This window comes from Microbacterium sp. USTB-Y (assembly GCF_023703415.1).
Taxonomy (GTDB): domain Bacteria; phylum Actinomycetota; class Actinomycetes; order Actinomycetales; family Microbacteriaceae; genus Microbacterium.
On sequence record NZ_JAGMTU010000005.1, the window covers coordinates 127253 to 153666 of the forward strand.

The 26414-nt window shown below is 71.4% G+C and carries 22 protein-coding genes and 1 pseudogene; 11 read left to right on the plus strand and 12 right to left on the minus strand.

What is annotated here, in order from left to right; genetic code table 11:
• The 11 genes from J8G10_RS13460 to J8G10_RS13510 form a co-directional block, all read right to left on the minus strand.
• Positions 1-1134 carry a DegT/DnrJ/EryC1/StrS aminotransferase family protein gene (locus J8G10_RS13460; RefSeq protein ID WP_251445738.1) on the minus strand — a complete coding sequence of 378 codons (1134 nt, stop codon included), beginning with the start codon at positions 1132-1134 and terminating at the stop codon, positions 1-3.
• The gene (locus tag J8G10_RS13465; RefSeq protein WP_251445741.1) at positions 1127-2905 is read right to left on the minus strand and encodes a nucleoside-diphosphate sugar epimerase/dehydratase; all 1779 of its coding nucleotides are present in this window, start codon (positions 2903-2905) and stop codon (positions 1127-1129) included. The genes J8G10_RS13460 and J8G10_RS13465 overlap by 8 nt, the downstream gene beginning before the upstream one ends.
• Before the next feature lie 246 nt (positions 2906-3151).
• Positions 3152-4618, minus strand: coding sequence for a polysaccharide biosynthesis tyrosine autokinase (locus J8G10_RS13470; RefSeq protein ID WP_251445744.1), 1467 nt, complete (start codon positions 4616-4618; stop codon positions 3152-3154).
• Positions 4619-5018: 400 nt separating this feature from the next.
• Positions 5019-5576: a hypothetical protein gene (locus J8G10_RS13475; RefSeq protein ID WP_251445747.1), complete on the minus strand. Its 558-nt coding sequence runs from the start codon at positions 5574-5576 to the stop codon at positions 5019-5021.
• Positions 5577-5973: 397 nt separating this feature from the next.
• On the minus strand, positions 5974-6129 hold the full coding sequence (locus J8G10_RS13480; RefSeq protein WP_251445750.1) for a hypothetical protein: 156 nt from the start codon (positions 6127-6129) through the stop codon (positions 5974-5976).
• A 42-nt stretch (positions 6130-6171) separates the two neighbouring features.
• The gene (locus tag J8G10_RS13485) at positions 6172-6810 is read right to left on the minus strand and encodes a hypothetical protein (protein WP_251445753.1); all 639 of its coding nucleotides are present in this window, start codon (positions 6808-6810) and stop codon (positions 6172-6174) included.
• Positions 6811-7027: 217 nt separating this feature from the next.
• The gene (locus tag J8G10_RS13490) at positions 7028-8128 is read right to left on the minus strand and encodes a glycosyltransferase (protein WP_251445756.1); all 1101 of its coding nucleotides are present in this window, start codon (positions 8126-8128) and stop codon (positions 7028-7030) included.
• Between the two features lie 25 nt (positions 8129-8153).
• A complete protein-coding gene (locus J8G10_RS13495; protein WP_251445760.1) occupies positions 8154-9710 on the minus strand; it encodes a sugar transferase in 1557 nt (518 codons plus the stop codon).
• Positions 9711-9916: 206 nt separating this feature from the next.
• Positions 9917-10654, minus strand: a complete 738-nt coding sequence (gene lepB / locus J8G10_RS13500) for a signal peptidase I (RefSeq protein ID WP_251445763.1) — start codon at positions 10652-10654, stop codon at positions 9917-9919.
• A complete protein-coding gene (locus J8G10_RS13505; RefSeq protein WP_285814330.1) occupies positions 10651-11433 on the minus strand; it encodes a low molecular weight phosphatase family protein in 783 nt (260 codons plus the stop codon). Before J8G10_RS13505 ends, lepB begins: the two co-directional genes overlap by 4 nt.
• A 45-nt stretch (positions 11434-11478) precedes the next feature.
• Complete coding sequence (locus J8G10_RS13510) at positions 11479-12432, minus strand: Ppx/GppA family phosphatase (protein ID WP_251445766.1); 954 nt, start codon at positions 12430-12432, stop codon at positions 11479-11481.
• A 75-nt stretch (positions 12433-12507) separates the two neighbouring features.
• On the opposite strand from J8G10_RS13510, the gene coaA reads away from it, so the two are divergent.
• The 9 genes and pseudogenes from coaA to J8G10_RS13555 all read left to right on the plus strand — a co-directional run bounded on the left by coaA (position 12508) and on the right by J8G10_RS13555 (position 21917).
• Positions 12508-13464 (plus strand): type I pantothenate kinase, encoded by a 957-nt coding sequence (gene coaA / locus J8G10_RS13515; RefSeq protein WP_251445769.1) that lies wholly within the window; start codon positions 12508-12510, stop codon positions 13462-13464.
• 95 nt (positions 13465-13559) lie between these two features.
• A complete protein-coding gene (locus J8G10_RS13520; protein ID WP_251445772.1) occupies positions 13560-14597 on the plus strand; it encodes a MauE/DoxX family redox-associated membrane protein in 1038 nt (345 codons plus the stop codon).
• 227 nt (positions 14598-14824) lie between these two features.
• On the plus strand, positions 14825-15694 hold the full coding sequence (locus J8G10_RS13525; RefSeq protein WP_251445775.1) for a helix-turn-helix domain-containing protein: 870 nt from the start codon (positions 14825-14827) through the stop codon (positions 15692-15694).
• Between the two features lie 180 nt (positions 15695-15874).
• The gene (locus tag J8G10_RS13530) at positions 15875-16486 is read left to right on the plus strand and encodes a hypothetical protein (RefSeq protein ID WP_251445778.1); all 612 of its coding nucleotides are present in this window, start codon (positions 15875-15877) and stop codon (positions 16484-16486) included.
• A 209-nt stretch (positions 16487-16695) separates the two neighbouring features.
• The gene (gene glmS / locus J8G10_RS13535; RefSeq protein WP_251445781.1) at positions 16696-18546 is read left to right on the plus strand and encodes a glutamine--fructose-6-phosphate transaminase (isomerizing); all 1851 of its coding nucleotides are present in this window, start codon (positions 16696-16698) and stop codon (positions 18544-18546) included.
• A 274-nt stretch (positions 18547-18820) separates the two neighbouring features.
• Positions 18821-19168, plus strand: a pseudogene (locus J8G10_RS13540) (holo-ACP synthase); the annotation flags it as partial.
• Between the two features lie 191 nt (positions 19169-19359).
• The gene (gene alr, locus J8G10_RS13545) at positions 19360-20469 is read left to right on the plus strand and encodes an alanine racemase (RefSeq protein WP_251445784.1); all 1110 of its coding nucleotides are present in this window, start codon (positions 19360-19362) and stop codon (positions 20467-20469) included.
• The gene (tsaE, locus tag J8G10_RS13550) at positions 20466-20954 is read left to right on the plus strand and encodes a tRNA (adenosine(37)-N6)-threonylcarbamoyltransferase complex ATPase subunit type 1 TsaE (protein WP_308220704.1); all 489 of its coding nucleotides are present in this window, start codon (positions 20466-20468) and stop codon (positions 20952-20954) included. Before alr ends, tsaE begins: the two co-directional genes overlap by 4 nt.
• 108 nt (positions 20955-21062) lie before the next feature.
• Positions 21063-21917, plus strand: a complete 855-nt coding sequence (locus J8G10_RS13555; RefSeq protein ID WP_251445787.1) for a response regulator transcription factor — start codon at positions 21063-21065, stop codon at positions 21915-21917.
• 314 nt (positions 21918-22231) lie between these two features.
• On the opposite strand, the gene J8G10_RS13560 is transcribed toward J8G10_RS13555, so the two are convergent.
• Entirely contained in the window at positions 22232-23401 is a 1170-nt protein-coding gene (locus J8G10_RS13560; RefSeq protein WP_251445791.1) for a glycosyl hydrolase, read from the minus strand.
• A 255-nt stretch (positions 23402-23656) separates the two neighbouring features.
• Between J8G10_RS13560 and J8G10_RS13565 the strand changes: the two genes are divergently transcribed.
• Positions 23657-25252 carry an ATP-binding protein gene (locus J8G10_RS13565; RefSeq protein WP_251445794.1) on the plus strand — a complete coding sequence of 532 codons (1596 nt, stop codon included), beginning with the start codon at positions 23657-23659 and terminating at the stop codon, positions 25250-25252.
• Positions 25249-26397: a hypothetical protein gene (locus J8G10_RS13570; RefSeq protein WP_251445797.1), complete on the plus strand. Its 1149-nt coding sequence runs from the start codon at positions 25249-25251 to the stop codon at positions 26395-26397. The genes J8G10_RS13565 and J8G10_RS13570 overlap by 4 nt, the downstream gene beginning before the upstream one ends.
• Positions 26398-26414: the final 17 nt, after the last annotated feature.

Below are 26414 nucleotides of genomic sequence, written 5' to 3' on the forward strand. Positions count from 1 at the left end.
TCAGCGTCCGCCGAGGAAGGCGGTGATGCCGTCGACCACTCGCGCGCGCTGCGGCGCGGTCAACGCCGAGCCGCTGGGCAGAGTGAGTCCCTGCGCGAAGAGCCTCTCGGATGCGCCGTTGATCACGCCGCGGTGGTGTGCGAACACCGGCTGCTTGTGCATCGGCTTCCACAGCGGACGGCTCTCGATGTCATCGGCCGCGAGGGCGGCGGACAGCTCGGCGGGAGCCCAGCCGGTGCGCGATTCGTCGACCACGATCGACGTCAGCCAGACGTTGTCGCCCTCGTCCCCCTCGGCGCCGAAGACCTCGACGCCGTCGACGGCGCCGAACAGCTGCTTGTACAGCTCCCGCATCTCACGGCGGCGGGCAATCATGGTGTCCAGCCGGGACAGCTGCGCGCGGCCGAGCGCCGCGAGCAGGTTGCTCATGCGGTAGTTGTAGCCGACGTCGGTGTGCTCGTAGTGCACGACCGGCTGGCGCGCCTGGGTGGCCAGGTACCGCACGTGCTGCGCGATGCCGGCGTCGTCGGTGAGCAGCATGCCGCCACCCGACGTGGTCATGATCTTGTTCCCGTTGAACGAGACCGCCGACGCGCGGCCGAAACCGCCCGCCGCCCGCCCCGCGTGCGTCGCGCCCAGCGATTCCGCCGCGTCGGCGAGCACGGGCACGTCGAACTCGTCTGCGATCGCGAGGATCGCGGTGTAGTCCACGGCCTTGCCGAGCAGGTCCACCGGGACGATCGCGGCGACGTGCTCTCCGCCGTCGCGCAGCGCGGTGAGCGCCTCGCGCAGCAGTTCCGGATCCATGTTGCCGGTTGCGGGATCGGCGTCGACGAAGAAGGGCTCCGCGCCGGTGTACACGATCGCATTGGTGGTGGCGGCGAAGGTCATCGTCGAGGTCACCACGATGTCGCCGGGCTTCACGCCGAGCGCCAGCAGGCCGAGGTGAAGAGCCGCCGTCCCGGAGCTCAGCGCGACGCCGTGCGCCACGCCGACCCGGTCGGCGAGCTCGCGCTCGAACGCGTCGACGTCGGGGCCGAGCGGCGCGATCCATCCGGACCGGATGGCGGAGATGATCGACTGCTCCTCCAGCTCCGTGACATCGGGGGAGGACATGTAGATCCGCTCAGGCATTCGAGAACTCCTCCTGCACGCGGGCCATGACCGCGGTGTCGTTATCGCGCGGCACGGCGATCATGCGTGCTTCCCAGCCGGCCTTGTCGAGGCGCTCCGGGCTGATCGAGTCCGCATGCGCGTGGGAGATCTGCGGGTGGAACGGTCGCTCCAGGTGCTCCCGGTCGCCCACGAGCTCCTCGTGCAGCTTCTCCCCGGCGCGCAGGCCGGTGTAGACGATGTCGACGTCCTTGCCGCTCATCGCGATCATGCGCTTGGCCACCTCGAGGATCGAGACGGGCTCGCCCATGTCGAGGATCAGCACCTCTCCCGCGCGGCCGATGCCTCCGGCCTGGATCACCAGCTGGCAGGCCTCCGGGATCGTCATGAAGTAGCGGGTGGCCTCGGGATGCGTGACCGTGATCGGTCGGCCCTCGGCGATCAGCCGCTGGAACGTGGGGAGCATCGATCCGCGGCTGCCGATCACGTTCCCGAAACGCACCGAGAGGTACTGCATCCCGGTCTGCTCTCCGGCCCACGCCGTGAGCTTCTCCGCCACGCGCTTCGAGTGGCCCAGCACGCTGGTCGGGTTCGCGGCCTTGTCCGTCGAGACGTTGACGAAGTGGCTCACGCCGACCCTGCGGGCCGCCTGCAGCACGTTGAGCGAACCGAGCACGTTGGTCTTCCACGCCTCGTCGGGATACTGCTCCAGCATGGGCAGGTGCTTGAGGGCCGCCGCATGGAACACGACCTCGGGCCGGCGGTCGTCGAAGATCGCGTTCAGCACCGCGGCGTCGCGGATGTCGGCGAGCACGACCTCCTTGGTGTCGAGCAGGCCGTTGCCCGCGGTGCCGAGCTGCGCCGTCTGCAGGCCGGTCTCGTCGCGGTCCAGCATGATCAGCTCGCTGGGCCCGAAAGACGCCAGCTGCCGGCAGAGCTCGGATCCGATGGATCCGCCCGCACCCGTGACGAGCACCCGCTTCCCGGTGATGTATCCCGCGACGAGCTCCACGTTGGTGTCGACCGGGTGCCGGCCGATGAGGTCCTCGATCTCGATGTCGCGGACGTCCACGGTCGTGCGCGCGTCGAGCAGGAAGTCGGTGACCGTCGGCGTCACGGACACCCGCATGCCCTCCGCGTCGGCGGCGTCGCTGAGCTTGCGCAGCAGCACGCTGTCCGCGTTGCCGAGCGCGATCACCAGGCGCGTGGCGCACGTCTGCCGTGCGATCTCCGCCAGCTCGTCGGTCGAGCCCAGCACGGGCACGCCCCGCAGCGTCAGGTTCTTCTTCAGCGGGTCGTCGTCGATGAGGCCGACGGGACGGATCGGCGAAGCCGGATCGGTGGTGATCCCGTGCAGGAGCCGCTCGCCGAGGTAGCCGGCGCCGACGATGAGGGCGCGCTCGGCGGTGTGGCCCGGCTTGCGCGTGCGCTCGATCTTCAGGCGGACGAGGTACCGCGCCCCGAACATGAGCAGCAGGGCGAAGGGGCCCGCCAGAAGCATGGTTCCGCGTGGCACGCCGATCGCGTTCCCGAACGGCACGACCAGGAGCGAGAGGGCGCCGGCGATGCCGAGGACGATCGCCGCCAGGGCGCGCACGACCTCGAACGAGCCGAACGCGTAGCGTCCGCGGTAGAGCGCGATCGAGTACCCGATCATCAGCTGTATCGCGGCGGCCGCGGCGCCGAGCAGGAGCGTGGAGGCCCACACGCCGAACGACAGAGTGAAGTCCAGCCGAAGGGCGACGGCAAGGAACGCGCCGAAGATCCACGCGAAGGCATCGAAGGCCGCCATCGCGGCACGCCGTTGCCGCTTCGGCGCGGATGTGCGGTTCGTCCTGTTCCTGGCAGCATCAAGCGTGTCTGAAGTCACCATTTCACCTATCCCGCACGCCGCCGACCGCCCCGTGACCCGGTGCCCCCCGTCGCTCGCTGCGTGCAAGCAACATTCTGGCATACTGAGATCCCACTGGGACCGGTATATGAACGGGCTGGACGGATTGTTACGTCAGCGCGACAGAGACGGATCCGCCCGCGGCACTCAGGCCGTCGGCGAGCCGGCTCGGCGCGGCCCGGAAGCCGGCGTGAACGCCTGCGTCTGGCCGTCCTCCGCGGTGTAGTAGTCGCCGTGGTACTGGTAGCCGAAGTAGGCGGCGCCCTGGCCGCGCAGCGGCACCCGGTTCAGCACGATGCCGAGCGTGCGGGCGCCGACGCGCTCCAGGTTGCCGAGCGCCCTGCCGAGCACGTCGTACCTGGTGCGTCCGACCGTGCTGACCACGATGGCTCCGTCGGCGCTGTGCGCGAGCACGGCGGCGTCCGTGACCGGGATGAGGGGAGGGCTGTCGATCACGACGACGGCTTCGCGCGCGATCGTGTGCAGCAGGTCCCGCATGCGGGTCGATCCGAGCATCTCGCTGGGGTTCGGCGGAAGCTTGCCGGCGCACACGACGAGCAGCTTCCCGTCGCCGAAGCGATGGGCGACGTCGGCGATCGATGCCCGGCCGGCGAGGACGTCGGAGACCCCCGCCCCGGCGGGCACGCCGAACACCGTGTGCTGCACGGGCCGGCGCAGGTCGGCGTCGATCAGGACGACCGGCTGACCGCTGGCGGCGAGCGTGACGGCGAGGTTCGCGGCGACGAGCGACTTCCCGTCTCCGGGCAGCGGGCTCGTCACGACGACGATGCGGGGCGGGTCGTCGACATCCATGTACTGCAGGTTGGTGCGCAGCTCGCGGAACGCCTCCGACACCGTGAAGAGGTGGGCGTTGCTGCTCGCACTGCTCACGGCCCCGGACTCCGGCAGCAGCCGATCGCCTTCGGCGAAGGCCGGCTCCTCGGGGATCGTGCCCACCACGGAGATCCCGGTCTCGCGCTCGGTCTGCTCGACCGAGCGGATCCGCTGGTCGAGGGTGTGCCGCAGCAGTCCGTAGCTGATCGCGACCGCAAGGCCGAGGAGGCCTCCCAGCACCAGTGCGAGGGCGGTGTTCGGCGACGAGGGACGCTCGGGCAGCAGCGCCGAGTCGAGCCGGCTGAGGAAGACGGCTCCCTTCGTCTGCGGCGAGCCCGATTCGACGCGGTTGATCTCCGAGCCCATCGACGTCACCCATGCCTCGGCGATGTCGCGCGCCTTCTCCGGCGTGCTCGCGTTCGCCGTCACCGACAGAGTCTGCGTGTCGACGGCGCTGGTCACGCGCACCTGCTTCACGAGGTCGGCGGGGGAGACCTTGAGGTTGAGCGCCTCGATCACGCCTTCGGCCACGGAGCGGGACTCTCCCAGGGCGGCATAGGTCTTCACGCGTCCGGTGACCAGCGTGTTGACGGAAGCGGCCGTGCCCGCCTGATTCGCGAAGTAGTCGGCGTTCGCCTGCACGATGGCGGTGGAGTCGGCCGAGTAGACCTTGGGCTGGATCAGCGTCCAACCGAACGCGGCGACGACCCCGACGACGGTGATGAGGACGATCCCGAGCCAGTGGGCTCGAACGACACGCAGATACTCGCGCAGATCCATGCGGACGGCTTTCCCCCTACTTCGCCCTCGAGGGCGACTCTCACCGCGGGCCTATCGAGCCTACCTGAACTGGGATATTGGTGTTACTGGTTGTCCGTCGTGTGACGGCCCGTGCCCATCCGGCCATACCCGAGATCTTGCGGCGGCGGACGCGAAGCCGCCCCGCCGTCCGATGACGGCGGGGCGGCTTCCTCATTGCCGGGAGTCGTTCGCGCTCGCCAAGCTGAGTGAGGCGATGCGATCTGGGCCACGACTAGTTCTGAGCGATGAAGATTCCGGGACTCGTTTCCACGGCGGTGCTCGAAGGCGCCGACGGGGTGGTCTCCGGAGCGTCCGTGCTCGGGGTGGTGGGTTCGGGGGTGGTCATGAGGGGCTCCTGATCGGTGGTGAGGTGTCGAGACTAGGCCGTGACGGGACCGCGGACGAAGGAGTATGAGGTTCCGTCCACGATCACGCTGCGCCGGATATACGACGTGATCTGGCTGCACTGCCACCCGATGTCGGCCGTCCACTTCGGACGCCCGTTGGCGACCTGCACGTCCGACTGCGGGTTTCCGTTGTTGTCGACGTAGCCGTTGGTGCTGTGCTTGTAGGTCCACGTGCCGGAGTAGGTGGCTTTGTAGGCGTAGAAGCCGCTGGCCGGTGCCGATCCGTCATCCCCGGGACTGCGCACGAGGTTGCTCCAGCCGGCGCCGGAGCCGTTGATGAAGGTGAGATCGCTCCGGGACAGGTAGACGATCATCGTCGCGCCCGAGATCACGGCTGCCGACCCCGCGAAGATCCAGATACCCCGATCGGAGCTGGAGCCCGTGACGAAGCCGGAGCCCTGTGTGCCGTCGAGAGAGTAGGTGCTGCCGATGAAGCAGTTCCGTTCGACCGTCACCCAGCCGTTGAGGCCCTTCGCCGGCACGGTGTTGGACGCGGCGTACGCGGGCGCGGCGGCTGCGAGAGCGATCATGGGCGCGGCCCAAGCGGCGCCCTTCATCAGAGTGCGGCGCGAAACCCCGCGCGATTCGTAGGCACGTCGAACGTCGGTGTCATTTGTCATGTGTGAAGCTCCCCAGTAGCTTTTCTCGTCATGCCCGAGGGCGCGACGTATCACACGACGCCTCCCCAGGCGGCTGAAATCGTCCGTGCGATATCCCAGTCAGAACACGAACCCTCTGACTCTTCCACCGACGGCCCGGAGTGTCAAATGCCCGCCCTCTGGAGGGGTCGTCGGGGCGGTCGGCAGGAACGGCAGAGTCGCCCCCACCGTCGCAGGGCGGGGGCGACTCTGATGTCGGTCGCGGAATGCGTGGCTCTCGGCTCGCGTGACCAGGACTCCTGGGATGCTCTCCTGTCGAGCCGAGGGACTAGATCTGGGCGACGAAGATTCCGCTGTCGGCGCTCGTGTCGTCCGATTGCGTGCTCCGCTCAGCGGGTGCCTGCTCCGTCGACGCGGTCTCGGGTGAATCCGTGCTCTGATCGGGCGCGGCACTCGGATCGGGCGAGGTGGTGTTGTCAGTCATGTCTGGCTCCTGAATCGTTGCTGGATGAGAAGTGGTCGGCGACTAGGCGCCGACGGGGCCGCGGACGAAGCTGTAGGAAGATCCGTCCACGGTCACGGTGCGCCGCGCGTAGGCGCTGAGCGAGGGACAGCTTTGCCCCAAGCTGGCGGTCCACTTCGGCTGGGAGTCCGCCACCCACACTTGAGTCTGCGGGTCGCCGTTGTTGTCGACGAAGTTGCCCGTGTGATAGGTCCAGGTACCGGTATAGGTGGTCTTGTAGGCGTAGTAGCCACTGGCGGGAGACGATCCGTCATCCCCGCTGCTCCGCACCAGGTTCGACCAACCCGAACCCGAACTGTTCGTGAAGGTCAGGTTCGACTTGTTGATGTAGAAGATGATCGTCGCGCCCGAGATCACGGGGGCGGGTGTGTTCCCCGCGAACAGCCAGATGCCCCTGTCGTTGGTGCCGCCATTCGTGAAGGACCCGGTCCCGTCGATGACGAAGGTGTTGTTGTCGCAGTTGCGCCTGAGTTCCACCCAGCCGTTGAGGCCCTTTGGGGGCACCTTGCCCGAGGCGGCATAGGCCGGTGCGGCCACAGCGGCGATGAGCAGCGGAGCCGACCACGCGGCCCCCTTCATCACGGTGCGGCGTGAGATCCCGGCCTGATTCCGGGTACTCCGAACGTCGTTCATATCGGTCATAGCAGAGAACTCCCCAGTGCTCTATCGCTGTGCCCGCGACAATATTGCTCCCCACCACGCAACACCGCCCCAGACGGTTGATGTGTGCTCCGTGTCGAAGACCCCAGTCAAGACACGGTTTCACCCATTCTCATCTGGGTGTGTCGGTCGTGTCAATCGCCAGCCTGTCTCGGCCTGCCGTTCTCGTCGACCGGGGAGTGACCGCAGTCGTCGCGGATCAGGCCGGCAGCCACTCCCGCACGGCGCGATCGAACTCCGCCGTGTCGAAGCGGAGGGCGCTGGCGGCCACCGCCGAGCGGTCCAGGGCCGCGACGCGATCCAGCGCGGCCCGGAACTCCGCGCCTTCGAACGCGTCGAGATCCTCGATCAGCACGCCGCTGACGCCGTCCTGCACCGACTCGGAGACCCCGCCCGTCGTACGGCCGATCACGGGGGTCCCCGTCGCCATCGCCTCCACCGGCATGATCCCGAAGTCCTCGACCGCGGGGAAGACATAGGCGATGCTGCGGCGGTAGAGCTCGGCCAGCAGTGCGTGGCTCGGGCTGTCCACGAGGACGATGCGCACGCCGCGCTCGGCCGCGAGCGCGACCAGCGCGTCGCGCTCGGGACCGCCGCCGGCGAGGACCACGGGGAGTCCCGCGGCGGCGCCGGCGCGCACCACGGTGTCGAGGCGCTTGTACGGCACGAACCGGGATGCGCCCAGCAGGAACTCGGACGGCAGGCCGTCGAGCACCGCAGATTCCGCTGCGCTGAGCGGCGCGGGGCGGCGCAGTCCCACCACATCGACCGGCGGATGGATCACTCCGGCATCGACGCCCCAGTGCTCCCGGATCCGCTCGCGTACCGCCTCGCTGTTGGCCATCATCGACGCGGCCTCCTCCGCCCGGCTACGGTCGATCGCCCGCAATGCCGGGGCCGCCGCGCGCACGGCCGCGCTCCGGCCCCGGTCATCGAGCTCCGGGTTCCAGATGTAGCGCGCCGGGGTGTGCACGTAGACGTGCTTGGGTGCGTCCCGTGCGGTCCCCGCGAAGCGGGCGTGGTGCGCGAACAGGTGCGAGCTGCAGACGATCCAGTCGGCGTCCGCGCTGCCGAGATGGCGCCAGGTCGAGGGCTGGAACGGCAGCGCCAGGGCCTTGCGGCGCCGCAGCGGCGTGCGGGCGAGCCAGGTCTCGTGCACCCGTGCCGGGTCGAAGCGCCCCGGTGCGTCGTTCCACAGGGCCTGGATCGGCGCCTGCGGGTAGAGCGCGGCGAAGCGGTCGACGACGTTCTCGGCCCCGCCGAAGCGCTCGAGCCATTCGTGGACGATGATGCCCGTCATGCTGCCTTTCGCGGCACGACGGCCGTCAGTATGCCCCTTCCGGAGCGATGACGGCGCGGACGGTGCGCCAGAGGATCATCAGGTCTCCGGCCGGCGACCAGTTCTCCACGTAGTACAGGTCGAGGCGCACGCTGTCCTCCCAGGAGAGGTCGGAGCGCCCGCTCACCTGCCAGAGACCGGTGATGCCGGGCTTGACCAGGAAGCGACGCCGCACGTGGTTGTCGTAGCGCTGCACCTCGGAGGCGAGCGGCGGGCGCGGGCCGACCAGGGACATGTCGCCGCGCAGGACGTTGATCAGCTGCGGCAGCTCGTCGATGCTGTACCGGCGCAGCCAGCGGCCGAACGGAGTGACCCGCGGATCGGTCTTCATCTTGAACAGCATGCCGTTGCCGTCGGTGCGGTCGAGCAGGCCCTTCAGACGCTCTTCGGCGTCGACGACCATGGTGCGGAACTTCAGCATGGCGAAGGAGCGCCCGTCGAGGCCGACGCGTTCCTGGCGGAACAGGGCGGGGCCCCCGTCGCGGCGCACCATCACCGCGATGAACAGGAACAGCGGCGAGAGCAGGAGCAGGCCCAGTGCGGACACCACGATGTCCGCGGCCCGCTTCGTCAGATAGCGCCCGCCCTCGAACGTCGGGAAGTCGACGTAGATGAGCGGGAGTCCCGCGACGGGGCGCGCGTGGATCCGGGGTCCCGCGATGTCGGTGAGGGCGGGAGCGACGATGAGGTCGATCCCGCGGGATTCGAGGTTCCAGCCGATCTCGCGCATCTGCTGCGGCGAGATGGAGTCGGATCCGCTGAAGATCACGGTGTCGGCGCCGACGACGTCGAGCTGCGTCACCACGTCGCCGAATCCCGCGATCACGGGCACGCCGGGAACGAGGTCGTTGCGGGTGCCGCTCTCGGTGATCGCGCCGACGATCTGGAAGCCGACCGACGGGACGCCCTGGATCTGCTCCGCCACGTGGCGCAGCTGGGTGCGCTCGCCCATCAGCAGCGCGCGCTGCACGAACGCTCCCTGCAGGCGCTGGCGATGCAGCCAGGACCGCCAGGCCCATCGGCCCAGCAGCAACAGGCACAGCCCGAGGGGCAGTGCGACGAGCAGGTAGCCGCGGGCGATCGGGATCTTGAACGCGAACGCGATGATCGCGAACGCGCCGAAGGTGCGGAAGGTCGCCGAGCCGATCCGCTTGTACTCGGTGGACCCGTTGCCGATCACCTTGTGGTCTCGCGTGCCGGACAGGGCGAGCATCGCCATCCAGGCGACCGCGATCACGGCGGCGATGATCGGATAGCCGAGCTGGACGAACTCGCTGGGAAGCGCAGTGTCGGTGTCGCCGAAGCGTAGCAGCACGGCCGCGAAGACGGCGATGACGACCGCTAGCCCGTCGGTGATGCGCAGGCGCATCGCATAGGCCCTGCGCCAGTCGTGCGTGCGACGCGAGGGCAGGACGAGGTCGGTGAGTGCGTTGAACGTCGCATCCTCCTCCGCCGTCGTCCGCCTCGGCGCGATGTACGTCGCGACCCGCGTCCTTGTCCCAAGCTGCGGCTCTGCGCCGCTGCGAACCCCGAAATCCACCACGTCCGTTGGAAACCTTCCCCAAAGGTTCCGCCCTCCACAGGGCGAAGACACGCTTCCCGGATCGTCCCCACGACGCTCCGGCATCCCCGCCGCGGGAGGACGCCCGGGTGTGCGCCGTCTGCCGTGAGGATTGGCAGGAGTCTAACAGGAGGCGCGCGGGGCGCAGGGCCGGTTCCTCTGTTGTGGGTCAGCGACCCGCCGTGTGGTCAGAATCCCCGCCAGCGCGAGATCGGCCACAGCGTCGCGACGACGCGGCCCACGATCTGGTCGCGCCGCGCCCAGCGGAAGCACCCGGGTGCCTCCGCCCCCGGGGCCCGGCAGCGGACGGCGCCGTCCGCGGAATTGGAGCGGTGGTCGCCTAGTACGAGATAGGACTGCGCGGGCACCGTCACCGCGGGGAAGCAGCGCAGGGATCGCGGCGTGGTGGAGCAGTCCAGACTCCCCGCCTGGAAGGCGAGGTCCTGATAGATGTAGGGCTCGTCGACGGGCACGCCGTCGACGATCAGGCGTCCGTCCGCCGTGCAGCACTCGACCTTCTGCCCCGGCGTCGCCACGATGCGCTTCACCAGCGTGTGCGGGCCGGAGGGACCGAAGCCGGTGACCTCGCCCACCCAGCGCAGCGCCGCCTTCCACGGCGGATCCTGCACTGCGGGAACCCCCCAGGAATCGTCTGCGTCGAACACCACGACGTCCCCGCGTCCCGGATCCGCCCAGTGGTAGGCGAGCCGGTTCACGAGCACCCGATCGCCGATCTCGAGGGTCTGCTGCATGGACCCGGAGGGGACCACGTACGGCTTCGCGATGAACGAGAGCACGAGACCCGTCACCACGACGGCCAGCAGCAGCTGGAACCACGCGCTCGAGGTGAACCGGCGCAGGCGCCGGCGGGCCGGGGGACCCGGAGTCGGCGGACTCTCCGGGGTCTCGGCCGTGGCGTCGGTCATTCCGCGGTCCCGCCGAGCGCCGCCCGCACGACGCGCTCGACCTCCGCGAGAGCGGGATCCAGCTGAGCGGCGGAGGCTTCGTAGGCGGCGGCGCCCTGGCGGTACGGGTCGAGCACGTCGTCGTCGTCGCTGATCGAGCCGCGCCGGCCGGCGATCGCCATGATCACGGCGCCCAGTCGCGCCCGGGGGTCGCTGCCGCCCGTCGCCGCGAGCCGGCGGATCTCCTCCTCGGACAGCCCGCTCGCCGCCCGGGCGAACTCCCGCACCGGGAAGATGCGGTGCAGCCGGCTCGGCACGAGCTGGACGACGAACCCGCGCTGCTCCTGCGTCATGGTGAGCACGAGGTCGGATTCCAGCACCATCGGCTCGAGCAGGCGCCGGCCGCGGTGCGCGGCGATGTCGGCCGGGCGCGCCTGCCGGGCCAGGGCGACGGCCTGGGCCTCCTCGGGCATACCGGCCCCGATCAGGGCGTGCGTTCCCGCGCTGTGCAGGCGCACACCGAGCGCTTCGAGCCGGGCGCGCAGCAGCACCTCGGCGAGCGGTGAGCGGCAGATGTTGCCGGTGCACACGGTGAGGATCGTGGGCGCGCCCTGCGGCATCGGATCCGGGGCGATGACCGGGGTGCGATTGCGCAGGCGCTTCGCGGGCGGCGAAGGCGGTGCGGCCGGGCGGGCGGCGGCGGCGCGGGCGGCTTCCCGGGCCGCGCGCAGCTCGCGGCGTGTGCGCGGGCGCAACGGCCCCCCGGAGCCGCGCGTGCGGCCGTGCCCCTCTTCGCTCATCGCTCCAGCCTAAGGGCGCGGACTGCCGCGGGGGAGCAGCTCCTGCTACGCGTCGCGGTCGTGCGCGCGGTCCTCGATGTAGCGCAGCAGCACGCCCTCACGCAGCGCCCAGGGCGAGACCTCGAGCTCGTCGACGGCCATCGCCGTCATCGCGGTGTGGAGCACGACAGCGGCGGCCACGATCTGGAAGGTGCGGTCCGGGGTGATCCCCGGGAGCTCCTGCCGGGCCGAGGCGGGTAGGCGGGCGAGGCGCGGGATCCAGGATCCGAGGGACGCGCGCGGCAGCAGCATCGCGACGTCGGCCCCCGAGCCGTTCGGGGAGCCGGGCGCCGGATGGCCCACGAGCCGGGCGAGCGACCGGATCGCCTTCGACGAGCCGACCACGTGGTCGGGGCGGGGAAGCGCCGAGAACCGGGCGGCGACCGGCGCGAAGACGTCGGCGGCGTGCGCGCGCAGGCGCTCGACGGCCTCCTCGCCGGGCGGGTCGTCGGGGAGGAACATCAGCGTCGAGCGGCCCGCGCCGAGCGGGACGGAGGCGGCGATGTCGGGCAGCTCCTCGGATCCGGCGGCCATCTCGAACGAGCCGCCGCCGATGTCGAACAGCAGGATCTGCCCGGCCGACCAGCCGAACCAGCGCCGTGCGGCGAGGAACGTGAGGCGCGCCTCGGTCTCGCCGTCGAGCACCTGCAGCGGCTGTCCGAGCGCGGCCTCGACGCGGGCGATCACGTCGGCGCCGTTCGCGGCCTCGCGCACGGCGCTCGTGGCCGTGGCGAGCAGCGCGTCGACCTTCTCCTGCGCGGCGATCGCGCGCGCCCGCACGACGGCGGCCACCAGCGCCTGCACGCCCTCCTCGCTGATCGCCCCCGACGGGGTCAGGAAGCGCATCAGGCGCAGCACGGTGCGATCGCTCGTGGTGGCGAGCGGACGTCCGCCGGGATGGACGTCGGCGGCGAGCAGGTGGACGGTGTTGGATCCGATGTCGAGCACTCCGAGACGCACGGGGGAAGGATACCCGGCCCGGGTGACGCCGAGGTCGGCGGATGCGGGCCGCCGGCGCGGATGCGCGCGGATACGATGGAGCGCGTGAGCCCCGATCCCCTCGCGTCGCAGTCGCTGTCGCCGTACCGCCGCATCGATCGTGCCGACTGGGCGCGCCTCGCCCAGGGACTGGATCAGCCGCTCAGCGAGACCGAGGTCGTCGAGATCCGCGGTCTGGGCGATCGGCTCGACCTCACGGAGGTGCAGGAGGTCTACCTGCCGCTGAGCCGCCTCCTCAGCCTGTACGCCACGAGCACCAAGCGTCTCGGCGCGGCGACCAGCCAGTTCCTCGGCGAGGCCGACGACACCACGCCCTTCGTCGTCGGCGTGGCCGGCTCCGTCGCGGTCGGCAAGTCGACGATCGCGCGTCTGCTGCGCGAGCTGATGAGCCGCTGGCCGGGCACGCCCCGCGTCGAGCTCGTCACGACCGACGGGTTCCTGCATCCGAACGCCGAGCTCGAGCGCCGCGGCATCATGGACAGGAAGGGATTCCCGGAGTCCTACGACCGGCGCGCCCTGATCGAGTTCCTGACCAAGGTCAAGAGCGGGGCAGACGAGGTGCGCGCGCCGTTCTACTCGCACATCCGCTACGACATCGTGCCCGACGCGCATGTCGTGGTGCGCCGGCCCGACGTCGTGATCGTCGAGGGCCTGAACGTGCTGCAGCCGCCGCCGGCGCCGAACGACGTCGCCGTCAGCGACCTCTTCGACTTCTCGATCTACGTCGACGCCGAGCTCGACCACATCGCGCAGTGGTACGTCGACCGGTTCCTCGCGCTGCGGCAGGGCGCGTTCACGAACCCGTCGTCGTACTTCAACGTCTTCGCGCACCTCACGGACGACGAGGCCGTCACGACCGCGATGGGGTACTGGAACGAGATCAACCTGCCGAACCTCATCGAGAACGTGATGCCCACCAAGCACCGTGCGACGCTCGTGCTGAACAAGGGCGCCTCGCACGCCGTCGAGTCGGTGCTGCTGCGCAAGCTCTGACACGGGTGAGCCAGCCCGCCGGCGGCGAGTGAGCCGGGACCCGACGCGGATCCGGATCCGCGCCCGGTGCGCCGAGCGACTGGGATACTGACAGCATGGGGAGTGCTCTCTACGTTTTTCTGCTGCCGGCGCTGGCGCTGTCGTCGACGCTCATCCTGGTCGGGGTGCTCGCGGTCAGCGGGATCGCGAAGCTGCGCACCCCCGATGACGCCGCGGGCTGGGAGGCGCTGGGAATCCCGGCCGTCTTGCGCAGGACCTGGCTGATCCGACTGCATCCGATCGCCGAGCTGGTGCTCGCCGCGGCGCTGCTGCTGCTCGGCGGCGCCCTCGGGACGGCCGCCGCGGTGGTCGCGGTGCTCCTGTTCGCGGCCTACCTCGCGATGGTCTGGAGGGCTCGGCGGCAGACGCCCGATGCGTCCTGCGCATGTTTCGGCGAGCGTCGCCCGATCACCGGACGCACGCTGCTGCGCAACGGCTGGCTGACCCTGCTGGCCCTGGTCTCCGCGGCGACGATCGGGGCGCTCCCGCCGTTCGGCGGCGTCGCCGTGCTGGCGGTCGCCTTCTGGCCCTGGGCGATCGCGCTCGCGGCCGTCGCGGTGACCTTCGTCCTGATCCAGGAGCCCTCCTCCGCCGATGCCGGTCCGGCGCGCGCCGGCCAGCCGGGCGCGGCGGGATCCGCTCTCGGCGAGGAGGGGGAGTTCGAGGACTACCTGCGCACGCGCACCCCCTCGGTGCCCGTCCAGCTCGGCGACGGCGAGACGGTGAACCTGCGCGAACTCGCCGCGCAGAAGCCGCTCCTACTGCTGTTCGTCTCCGAGACCTGCGGATCCTGCACTCCCGTGATCGAGAGCGCCGGAGCGTATCGCGCGCTGCTGCCCGAGGTCTCGGTGCGCATGGTCCTGCAGATGCGACCGGAGGAGAGCGCCCTCGCGTCCGCCGAGGAACCGCAGACGCTGCACGACCCGCACCGCTACGCCAGCGGCTCGATCGGCGACTTCTCCACGCCGACCGCGGTGCTGCTCGGCATGGACGGGATGCTCGCGGGCGGCCCCGTGACCGGCGCCGGCGCGATCGCCGAGTTCGTCGACGACGTGTACGAGAGCCTGCACGGCGAGCGTCCGCCCGGTCGCTGAACCGTCGCGGCCCGCTCCCCTCCTCGTCCGAGCTGTTCCCCGGGCGGTCCGTGCCCCTCGCCGCCGTCGATGGGCGGCCGGCATCCTCGGCGAACCGTGACCGGGGAACACCTCCTTCGGGGGTCATCCGCGCACTTCTTCCGCAAGTCGCGTAATGGATCCGCCTCTCATGCATCTCATTGATCGGACGTCTGTCCTGACGTTCTGGGGACCTGGGGAGGTCGACGATGGGGATCGTCATGGATGCCGCAGAGGCGACGAGCCTGCTGCATGGCACGAAGCAGGGGCCGCTCACCGCGGTCGGCTTCCGTTCGGCGCTGCTGACGCGGCATGCGCTGGCTGCGGAGGAGGAGGTCCGCTGGTCTGCGCAGACCGCGGATGGCACGGCGATGGCGGCCATGGTGGTCGCGGTCGGAGGACTCCGGGTGCAGGACGACCGGGGCACCGTGCACGACGTGCCCGACAGCCGGCTCGTCTTCCTGCATCCGGAGCGGGCGGCCCGCATCGTGACGCCGCGGCCGTCGACCCTGATCTGCGCGTGGGTGCCGTGGAGCGTGCTCGAGGAGGTGGAGCGGTCGGGCGAGATCCCGCCGGGGGCGATCCCCGACACGGCCCTGACGCGCGGGCTCTCGTCGTTCCTGGAGTCCGCCACGCAGAACGCACCCGAGACGCGATCGCACACGGATGCGGTGATGGAGCGGCTGATCGGCGAGATGCTCTTCGGGATCCTGGCGGATGCCGTCGCGCACGGCCCGGTACGGCCTCGGGCGCCGCGGCCCATCGACCGGGCTCGCGCGCGCATCCTCGCCCGCCACATCGACCCCGACTTCGACGTCTCGACGCTCGCCCGGGAGATGCATCTGTCCCATCGGCAGGTGCAGCGCCTCTTCGCGGCGGAGGGCAGCACGGCCGCCGATGAGCTGCGCAGGCTGCGCATCGGCGTCGCGCGCGAGCTGCTCGACTCGGACGGCGGACGCTCGATGCGGATCAGCGAGATCGCGCGGCGCGCCGGCTTCCGGGATCGCCCCGCGCTGCGCAGGGCGCTCGCCGCGGTGGGCGCCGCGGCGCCCAGGGCCGCACGCACCGTGCGGCCCTGACCGCCTCCGGCGCACCGCAGGGCGTTTCGCGACGCGATGCGTGCAAATCGCGACATCCGGATCGCGGCCCCGCGGAGGCCGGCGGAGAGTGGCGATGTACCCGCCGCGCTTGGGAGCGCGACGCGCCCGGAAGCGCAGAGCGGAGTGCACCAATCCATCGATATCTGTCTGGGGAGACGCATGCCTGAATCGGCGACGTGGGTAAATGGATCGAACGAGAGCAGCACCGGCACGGCCGTGGCCGTCCGCCGGCGCACGCTGCTGAAGGGCGCCGCTTGGAGCCTGCCGGTGATCGCGGCCGCAGCAGCGGCTCCGCTCGCCGCAGCGAGCGGAGCGCCGAAGAACGCGCTGGCCGGGGTGTTCTACGTGACACGCAGCTTCGACCAGACGGTCACCTGGGACGGGCGGGCCAGCAGCGGCGGTCAGCTCTACGTCACCGACACGGTGACGGGGCAGAAGATCACGAGCATGAGCCTGCGGTTCGGATCGACCAAGCAGGTGTCGAACTGGACCAAGGTCGGCGGCGGGACCTGCTGGTCGCTGCCCGTCGCGGACGGCCAGCTCACCTACAACGGCCAGACGTTCTACATGTACAAGTCGGTCTACCAGTGCGCCCTGCCGCTCTCCGCGACGAACGGCAACACCACCGTGAACTCCGAGTTCTACTGGCAGGGCACGGTGAGCAACCCGACGAACCTCATCACGCAGCGCGTGACGCAGGTGACGCAGCCGCCGAGCAACACGGCGCCCGGAGCCACGATCACGTGGATCCGCAACGTGGCGACCATCTGAGCCGCCGCGCACGCACCCCTGTCACGAGAACCGAACGGAGCACATCATGACCGACAACGGCACCGCACCGCAGCCCGACCCGACCACTCCCGTCGCCGACGCGACGGCGGAGACCCCCGTGCCCGTGGGCACGGTCATGCCGAACTGAGCCCCGCCGGATCGGATTTCGTACGGAAGCCGCGCAAAATCGCGGCCGTACGCTGGAAACCATGTGTGGAATCGTCGGATACGTGGGGTCGCGCCCCAGCCAGGACATCCTGCTCGCGGGCCTCGCCCGTCTGGAGTACCGAGGGTACGATTCGGCCGGCATCGCCGTGATCGATGAGGCCGGATCTCTCGGCATGCGCAAGAAGGCGGGAAAGCTGCAGATGCTGCGCGACTCGCTCGCGGACGCCGCGCTGCCCGACGGCAGCACCGGCATCGGGCACACCCGCTGGGCCACCCACGGCGGCCCGACGGATGCGAACGCGCACCCGCACCTGGCCGACGACGACAAGCTCGCGCTCATCCACAACGGCATCATCGAGAACTTCGCCGCCCTGCGCGCCGAACTCGAGGCCGAGGGTGTGACGTTCCGCAGCGAGACGGACACCGAGGTGGCCGCCGCTCTGGTCGGTCGCGAGTACCGCCGCACCGGCGACCTGCGCGCGGCCTTCCGTGCGGTGGTCAACCGCCTCGAGGGCGCGTTCACCCTGCTCGCCGTGCACGAGGACGAGCCCGGTCTCGTCGTCGCCGCGCGCCGCAACTCGCCGCTGGTGGTCGGCCTCGGCGAGGGGGAGAACTTCCTCGGATCCGACGTGGCCGCGTTCGTGGAGCACACCCGCCGTGCGCTCGCGATCGGCCAGGACGAGATCGTCGCGATCACGCCGTCCGAGGTGACCGTCACCGACTTCGCGGGCACCGCGGTGACCCCCGAGCCGTTCGAGGTCTCGTGGGACGCGTCGTCCGCCGAGAAGGGCGGCTGGCCGAGCTTCATGGCCAAGGAGGTCGCCGAGGAGCCCGACGCCGTCGCGAACACGATCCGCGGCCGCGTGCGGGACGGGGCCGTCGTGATCCCCGAGCTGGACGGATCCGACGAGCTCTTCCGCGGGATCGACCGCATCATCATCACCGCCTGCGGCACCGCGTCGTACGCGGGCATGGTCGGCAAGTACGCGCTGGAGCAGTGGGCGCGCGTGCCGGTCGACGTCGAGCTCGCGCACGAGTTCCGCTACCGCGACCCGGTGATCGGCGAGACCACGCTGGTGGTGTCGATCAGCCAGTCGGGCGAGACCATGGACACCCTGATGGCGGTCAAGTACGCCCGTGAGCGCGGCGCGCGCACGCTGTCGATCTGCAACACGCAGGGCGCGACGATCCCGCGCGAGTCGGACGCGGTCGTCTACACGCACGCCGGTCCGGAGGTCGCGGTCGCGTCGACCAAGGCGTTCGTGGCGCAGATCACCGCGCTGCTGCTCCTCGGCCTGCACGCGGGGCGCGTGCGCGGCTCGCTCTCCGCCGCCGACGGCGCATCCGCCGTGGCGGAGCTGGAGAGCCTGCCCGGCAAGATCGCCGAGGTGCTCGCCGAGGAGCAGGCGCACGTCACCCAGCTCGCGGGCTGGATGGCGGACACCCGCTCGGTGCTGTTCCTCGGCCGCCACGTGGGCTATCCGATCGCGCTCGAGGGCGCGCTCAAGCTCAAGGAGATCTCGTACATCCACGCCGAGGGCTTCGCCGCCGGCGAGCTCAAGCACGGACCGATCGCCCTGATCGAGCCCGGCCAGCCAGTGTTCGTGCTCGTGCCGTCGCCGCGGCACTCCGCGCTGCTGCACGCGAAGGTCGTCTCCAACATCCAGGAGATCCGCGCCCGCGGCGCCCGCGTGATCGTGATCGCCGAGGAGGGCGACGCGGCCGTGCTGCCGTTCGCCGACGAGGTCATCCGGATCCCGCTCGCGGAGGCGCTCTTCGAGCCGATCCTCGCGGTCGTGCCGCTGCAGATCTTCGCCATGGCGCTCGCCACGGCGAAGGGCCTCGACGTCGACCAGCCGCGCAACCTGGCCAAGTCCGTCACCGTGGAGTGAGGTCCCGGCGCGACTCGACCCGGCGCGTGTCCGGCTCGGGCTCGCGCCGCCGGGACCGGGCGGTCTGCGCGCACGGGTTCTCGTCGAACGCACGGCTTCTCGTCGAACGCACGGGAACGACGCGTGAAGAAGCGGTGCGTTCGGCAAGATCCGGTGCACTCGCGGTGCGTGTCGTCGGCGGCACGGGTTCTCGACGCGCGGATCGGTCCACCGTCGCCGGGGTGGACCGCCGCACCATCCGGGCCGCGTGGATCCGGCCCGGTAGGCTGAATCGGTGATCATCGGCACCGGCATCGACCTCGTGGACATCCCGCGATTCGAGCGGACGGTCGCCCGCACGCCCCGGCTCATGCAGCGGCTGTTCGCGCCGTCGGAGCAGGGGCTGCGGCTGCCCTCGCTCGCCGCGCGGTACGCGGCCAAGGAGGCGCTGATCAAGGCGCTGGGCGGATCCGACGGCGTGCACTGGACCGAGATCGAGATCGCCTCGGAACCCTCCGGCAAGCCGTACTTCGTGCTGACCGGCACCACGGCCGCCGCGGTCGCCGAGCGCGGCATCACCACGCTGCATCTCTCGCTGACCCACGACGCGGGCCTCGCCGCGGCGCACGTCGTGGCCGAGTCCCGGGAGGCGGACGTTCGCGAGACGGACGCCGGGTTCGGAACGCGCGGATCCGCAGACGCCCCCTCTGAGCACCGAGACCCCCTCGCAGGTGCGAACCTCAGCGGGGGTGCGGACGCTGCCGGGGGGCCTCGACAGGATCCTTCGGGCGTTGACAGCGCCGCCCAGAGCCGCGGCCCCGGGGAGGGACGCCCATGACCGCTCCGTTCCGCGAGGCGACGATCGATCTCGACGCCATCAGCGACAACACCCGCCACCTGCGCCGCCTCACCGGCGTCGAGGTCATCGGCGTCGTCAAGGCGAACGCCTACGGCCACGGGGCGACGGCCGCCGCGGTCGCGGCACTCGCCGGGGGAGCGACCCGGTTCGGCGTCGCCACGGTCGACGAGGGGCTGCAGCTGCGCCGCGACGGCGTGAACGCGCCGATCCTCGCCTGGCTGCACGCGCCCGACCGCCGGTTCGACGACGCGGCCGAGGCCGGCATCGAGCTCGGCATCTCGAGCTTCGAGCAGCTGATCGCCGCCGCGGCGGCGTCACGCGGATCGGATCCCGTCCGCGTGCACCTCAAGTTCGAGACGGGCCTGAGCCGCAACGGCATCGCCCCCGCCGACCGCGCCCGGTTGCTCGCCGAGGCGGCGCGCCTGGAGCGCATCGGCCGGATCCGCGTCGTCGGCCTGTTCAGCCACGTCTCCAACACCTCGCCGGAGGACGACCGCGCCGCGCTCGCGGCGTTCGAGGCGGCGTGCGCCGAGGCCGAGGCGAACGGGATCCACCCGGAGCTGCGCCATCTCGCCGCGACCGCGGCGGCCATCGATCTGCCCGAGACCCGGCTCGACGCGGTGCGCATCGGGATCGGCCTCTACGGCGTGAGCCCCTTCGACGACCGGAGTCCCGGGGATCTCGGTCTGCGCCCGGCCATGACGCTGCGCGGCGCGGTCGCCGCCGTGCGCCGAGTGCCGGCGGGCACGGGCGTCTCCTACGGCTACACGCACCGCACCGAGTCCGAGACCACGCTCGCGCTGATCCCGCTGGGCTACGCCGACGGCGTGCCGCGGCAGGCATCGGGCCGCGGACCCGTGCAGATCGGCGGGCGCCGCTACACCGTCGCCGGACGGATCGCCATGGATCAGTTCCTCGTCGACGTGGGCGACGATCCGGTCGCGGTCGGCGACGAGGTCGTGCTCTTCGGCGACCCCACGCTGGGGGTGCCCTCGGCCAGGGACTGGGCGGATGCGGCGGACACCATCGACTACGAGATCGTGACGAGGATCGGGCCCCGCGTGCCGCGCCGGAGCGTGTCGTGACCGCGCTCGACGACCTCGCGGGGCGGCATGAGATCCGCACCGCCGAGGCCATGGAGGAGCTCGGCCGGCGGATCGGATCCGACCTCGTCGCCGGCGACGTGCTGATCCTCACGGGCGCCCTCGGCGCGGGCAAGACGACGTTCACGCGCGGACTGGCGGACGGCCTCGGGGTGCGCGGGCCGGTGCAGAGTCCCACCTTCGTGATCGCGCGGACCCACCCGTCGCTGGTCGGCGGGGCGCCCCTCGTGCACGTCGATGCGTATCGTCTCGGATCCGCGGCGGAGCTGGACGACCTCGACGTCGACGTGCCGGGATCCGTCGTCGTGGTGGAGTGGGGGCGGGGCATGGCGGAGGAGCTCGCCGACGCCTGGTGGGACATCGAGCTGGAGCGCCCGATCGGGGCGTCCGCCGACGATCTCGCGGCGGAGGATCTCGACGCCGATGCGCCCCGTCTCGTCACGATCGCCCGCGCGGGTCGTCGCTAGCGGAGTCCGGACCGGCTCTTCCGGCGGCCGTGCGGTGCAGGTCACACCCCCGGGAGGCGTACTCATATGCCGATATGATGCTCACGACCGGGAGCTGCAGGGAAGAACATGACCGAAGACGCCACGAAGACCGCCGTCATCATCGAGGACGATCCGGACGTCCGTTCGCTGCTGGACGAGGTCTTCCGGGCTGCGGGATTCCGCACCGTGCTGGCCGGCACGGGCCTCGAGGGGGTCGCGGCGGTCGCCGAGCACAGCCCCGTCATCACCACGCTCGACATCAACCTCCCCGGCATCGACGGCTTCGAGGCCGCCCGCCGGATCCGGCTGCTCAGCACGACGTTCATCATCATGCTGTCCGCGCTCGGGGAGGAGTCGGACGTCGTGCTCGGCCTCACCTCCGGCGCCGACGAGTACCTGGTCAAGCCGTTCCGGCCGCGTGAACTGCGGGCGCGCATCGAAGCGCTGCTGCGGCGTCCGCGCAGCCCGGAGTCCGTGCAGCCCGACGGCGAGGCGGCGCCCGTGCCCTCCGAGGCGGTGCGTGCTCCGCAGATCGCGGCCGCGGAGTCCGCGGCTCCCGCGCGCAACCCCTCCGTCACCGCGGCCGTCCCGCTCCCCGGCGCAGCGGGGCGGTGGCATGCGCACCGCGACATCCGCCTCGATCTCGACACCCACACCGTGCTCGTGGCGCAGCAGGAGGTCGAGCTGACGCCGACCGAGTTCGATCTGCTCGCCACGCTGCTCGAGTCCAAGCGGCGGGTGCGCAGCAAGTCCGATCTCGCACTCGTGCTGCGCGGCGAGGCGTTCGGATCCGCGTCCTATGTGGGCGAGCCCGACAAGCGGGCGATCGAGGCGCACATGGCGAACCTGCGGCGGAAGATCGGGGACAGCACCGCGGATCCCCGCTACATCGAGACGGTGCGCGGCGTCGGCTACCGCCTCACCGCGCACGCGGAGGCCTGAGTCCGCCGCAGCCGGCCGACCGTGCGGCGGACGGCTGAGACCTCGCGGCTATCGCCGTGCGCCGGAGCCCTCCGTGGTCCGCCGACGGCCACGGGCCTCAGGACCCGCGCTTCCCGTGCGGCAGAGGCCCCAAGCCCCTGCCGCCTGCGCGGGCCCCAAGACCCGAACCCTGTGCGGTCCCCGGGGGCCGGTCCCCTCGGCCCCCGGGTCCACAGGCCGGACATCGATCCCCATCGATCTCCGGTATCCGTTCCCGGGCAGGGCCCCGGGAACGGAGCGGCGCCTCCCGAAGGCGCCTTCCCCTCCGCGTCCGGTTACGGGTCCGGACTCGGAGCGGGCGTCGAAGCCGGCGGTGCCGGGGCAGTGGTGGCGGGCGGTGCCGAGGCGGGCGGGTCCGTCGTGGCGCCCAGTCCGCGTCTCAGCACGGCGGCGAAGGCGTCGTCCTGCGGAAGCGCCCCGGCGCATCCGCCGGCGCCGGGGTCCGTCGCCGGGGTGCACGAGAGGTCGCGGTTCGTCGACCACATCGACAGCCGGGCGAGGCGCTGCTTCTGCGCGAAGGTGCTGAGGGCCGCCGCGTCGTCGAGGGCGAACACGCCGTCCTCGCCCTCGACGCGCCCGATCGTCGGCGTGGCGCCCATGATCGCCCAGACGCCGCCCACCGGGAGATCCACGTTCAGCTCGTCGTACAGGCGCCCGAGCTGATCGTGCACCGCCGTGAGCGCCGCGATCGCTGCCGCGCCCCGGGACTGCCCGTCCTGCGGCGCCTCGTCGCGCCCGGTCATCGCGTTGATGCCGGAGAGGCGCACGCCCGCCTGCTGCAGCTGGCGGATCGACCGCAGTCCGCCCGTGCTGAGCCCGCTGCGCCCGGCGGGCAGGGTGAGCCAGACGGCGAGCTGAGCCCCCCGCGCGCGATGGTTCGCCTGCAGTTGCGCGACGGCCTGGGCGCGCCGGTCGCCGGCCGCCGGGTCGTCGAGGCTGCGGGCGCCCAGGTCGAGGTCCATCGTGGTCACCGCATAGCGGTCGAGCACCGACGCGTAGGCGCTCGCGAGGTCGCCGACCGATGCGCAGGCGCCCGCCAGCTCGATCCCGGTTCCGCCGAACGACACCGCGACCATCCGCCCGCTCTGCTGCACGCGCGCGATCCGGTGGTCCAGGTCGAGGGCCCGTGCGGCGTCGGCGAGGGAGTACGCGCCTCCCCAGCTCGCGCTGCAGGCGTTCGCCGAGGGGGCGCCGACGAACGCGAGCACGACGGCGTCCGAGGGGGATCCGCCCGCGAGGGCGGACGCTGCCTGCCCCTGGGTGACATCGACGTAGCTGCCGAACCAGCGCGCTCCGGCCGGGGCGAGGGGCACGGCCCGCTCCTGCATCAGGAACCAGGGCACGGCGACGACCCCGAGCGCGACGGTGAGGGCGACGAGTGCGCCGGTCAGCACCGTCCAGCCCCGGCGGGGCAGGGCGGGTGCCACAGAGGAGGGGGCGGTCATCGCGCATCCTCCTTCGGCGGGTGATCGTGGATCCGGGGGCGACGGGAGAGTGGTGCCGGATCCGCGTTCGGGCCGCGGATCCGGCGACGGAGGGGGGTCCGTCTTCCAGCGATGCTAGGCGGCGCGATATCCCGGTTGAACCGCCTTGGGCCGTTCTTTGGATAACCTTGCGGAAGCGTTGAGCGGGCGGGCTCCGGAACGGGTCCGTGCGGCGCATCCGGCGCCGGCGTCGGGCCGCGCGGGGAGAGGATCGGCATGTCGCGCAGGGCGTCGATCTGGCGCTGGCAGCTCATCTTCGTCAGCACCACCGTGGCGATCGCGGTGCTCGTCGCCGCGCTCAAGCCGACCGTCTTCGCCACCCCGCTCTTCACGGCAGGGCTCGTGCTGGCCCTGCTCACGACCGTCGTCGCACTCGTGCTGCCCTGGGACCGGATCCCGTCCGCGGCGATCCTCGCCGTTCCGATGGTCGACATCGCCGCGATCGGCCTCACCACCCAGGCCCCGGACATCCGACTCGGCTTCCTCTGGGTGATCCCGATCACGTGGATCGCCACCTACTACTCGATGATCGCCGTCCTCGGGGGCATCGCGCTGATCACGGCGTTCCTCTTCACGGTCGCCAACCAGAGCGGGCTCTTCTCGGACGTGGTCCTGCGCGTGCTGATCACCGCGTTCTCGCTCGGCTTCCTGGGGACGACGATCCGGATCGGGGTGCGCCGCTCGCGCGCCGCGAGCAGGCTGCTGCGGCGCGGATCCGAGCAGATCGACCGGGTCGCACGCCGCGCGGAGACGCATGAGCGGCGCATGGCGCAGATCATCGACGCCCTCGGCACCGCCCTCGTCACGGTCGGCGAGGACGGTGCGATCCTGCGGATGAACGACGCCTACCGGCGGCTGTACGGGATCGACGCCGACGGGTCCGCCCTGCCGGCGCCCGCCGTGGAGTACGACGACCGGGAGGGGGATCCGGTGCCGATGCACCGGACCCTGCTCGCCCGCGCCGTGCGCGGCGAACGCCTCGACGGGGAGCGGGTCTGGCTCTACGACGCCGCCGGCGTGTGGCGGGCGCTCGAGGTGGACACGCTGCCGATGGCGGGCGACGCCGACCAGGGGGCGGTGGTGCTGGTCACGATCGACGACGTGACCGCCCGGCTGGCGGCGGCCGAGGAGCGCCGGCTGATGTCCGCGATCCTGACCCATGAGCTGCGCAACCCGCTCACGGCGATCGTGGGGCACGTCGATCTGCTGCTGGAACGGGCGGATCTGCCCCCGCGGATGGCCGACCAGCTCTCCGTGGTTGCGGGCGCCGCCGAGCGCATGCAGGATCTCGTCACGACGGCGCTGGACGCCTCCCGTCCCGCCGCGCGCGTGCTCTCCGAACCGGTAGACCTGCACGCGCTCGTGCAGGCGTCGGTCTCGTCGTTCCTTCCGACGGCCGCCGCCGGCCGGCGGCAGGTCACGGTCACCGGAGCCGCCACGCTCCTCATCTACGGGGATGCGTTCCGGCTGCGTCAGGTGATCGACAACCTGCTGAGCAACGCGGTCAAGTACACCCCGGCGGGAGGATCCATCGTGGTCTCGCTGGACGTCGCCGAGGACGGCTGGGCCGAGCTCGTCGTCGCCGACACGGGGGTCGGCATGGCTCCCGCCGACGTCGATCGACTGTTCCAGCCGTATTTCCGCAGCGAGCAGGCCGAGCACAGCGGCGTCCCGGGCACGGGCCTGGGCCTCGTCGCCGTCCGGGACATCGTGACCGCGCACGGCGGCACCGTCGACGTGCACAGCCGCATCGGCGAGGGCACCCGCATGCGCGTGCGCCTGCCGCGCCGCCCCGAGAGGAACGACGCATGATCTCCGTCACCGCCCCCATCGGCATCACCGTCAACACCTCCGCGACCCTGGTCGCGCTGGTGACGCTGTCGGCCGCGCTGGTGTTCGGCCTGGCCCTGATGCCGCGCCCGAGCAGGGCCACGATCACCTGGTCCGTCGGCTTCGGCGTCGCCATGCTCGCGACCTACGTCTGGGTGGCGGCCAACCAGTTCGACAGCGCTCCGCTGCGGGCGCTGTCGTCGGGGCTCATCGTCTGCTTCGAACCGCTGCTGTGGCTCGGGATCCGCTTCTACGCCGGCCGGCGGGCGTTCTGGCCCGCGGCGGTCGTCTACATCGCGATCGGGCCCGCGGCGCTCGCGCTCACGTCGACCACGGACGCGTATCCGGTCGTGTTCCGCATCGTGTTCTCGGCGGGCGCGGTGTTCGCGGGGATGTCCGCCTGGGAGCTGTTCCGGCTGCGGATCAGCGCCCGGGACGTGGTGATCCCGCTCGCCCTCGTGTCCTCGGCGTTCGTCGTCGTCGCCGTTTTCGGCATCGCGGCAGGGATCACCGGCGTCGGTTCCGCCCCCGGAGACGAACTGCGGATGCTGCGCGACATCAACGGCGTCGGCATCCTGCTCACCAGTCAGTGCGCCGCGATCACGATCGTGCTGCTCACCCGGGGGGAGACGCTGCTGCGCGGCGGGGGCAAGGGCGAGCAGGACGACCACGCGATCCTGCGCGCCCGGATCGCCCGCGCGAGCCGCCGCCAGGATCCGGCGTGGTCGCTGCTCGACGTCCGTCTCGACGATCCGGTGGACGTGCAGGACGCCCTGGGGCCGGCCGCGTTCGCGAGCATCGTCGCGGCGTTCCACGCGCATGTGCTGGATGCGCTGCCGGCCGCCGCCGACGTGGCGAGGATCGCGGATGGGCGGGTGCTCGTACTGCTGCCCGGCAGCGACGACGAGGTGCGGCGCCTGCTCCGGGCCCTGCTGACGCGGGTCTCCACGATCGAGGATCCGGGCCCCCGCGCGCCCCTGCGGGTCTCGGCGAGCGTCGGCTGGGCGGGCGTGCTGGATGCGGACTACGACCTGGAGGCGCTCACGTCGGCCGCCGCCAAGGCGTCCGCCCTCGCCCAGGCGCGCGGCGGGGATCGCTGGGAGCGGGCGGTCGTCGCCGCCCGGTGATCCGGGGGTGCCGCGCC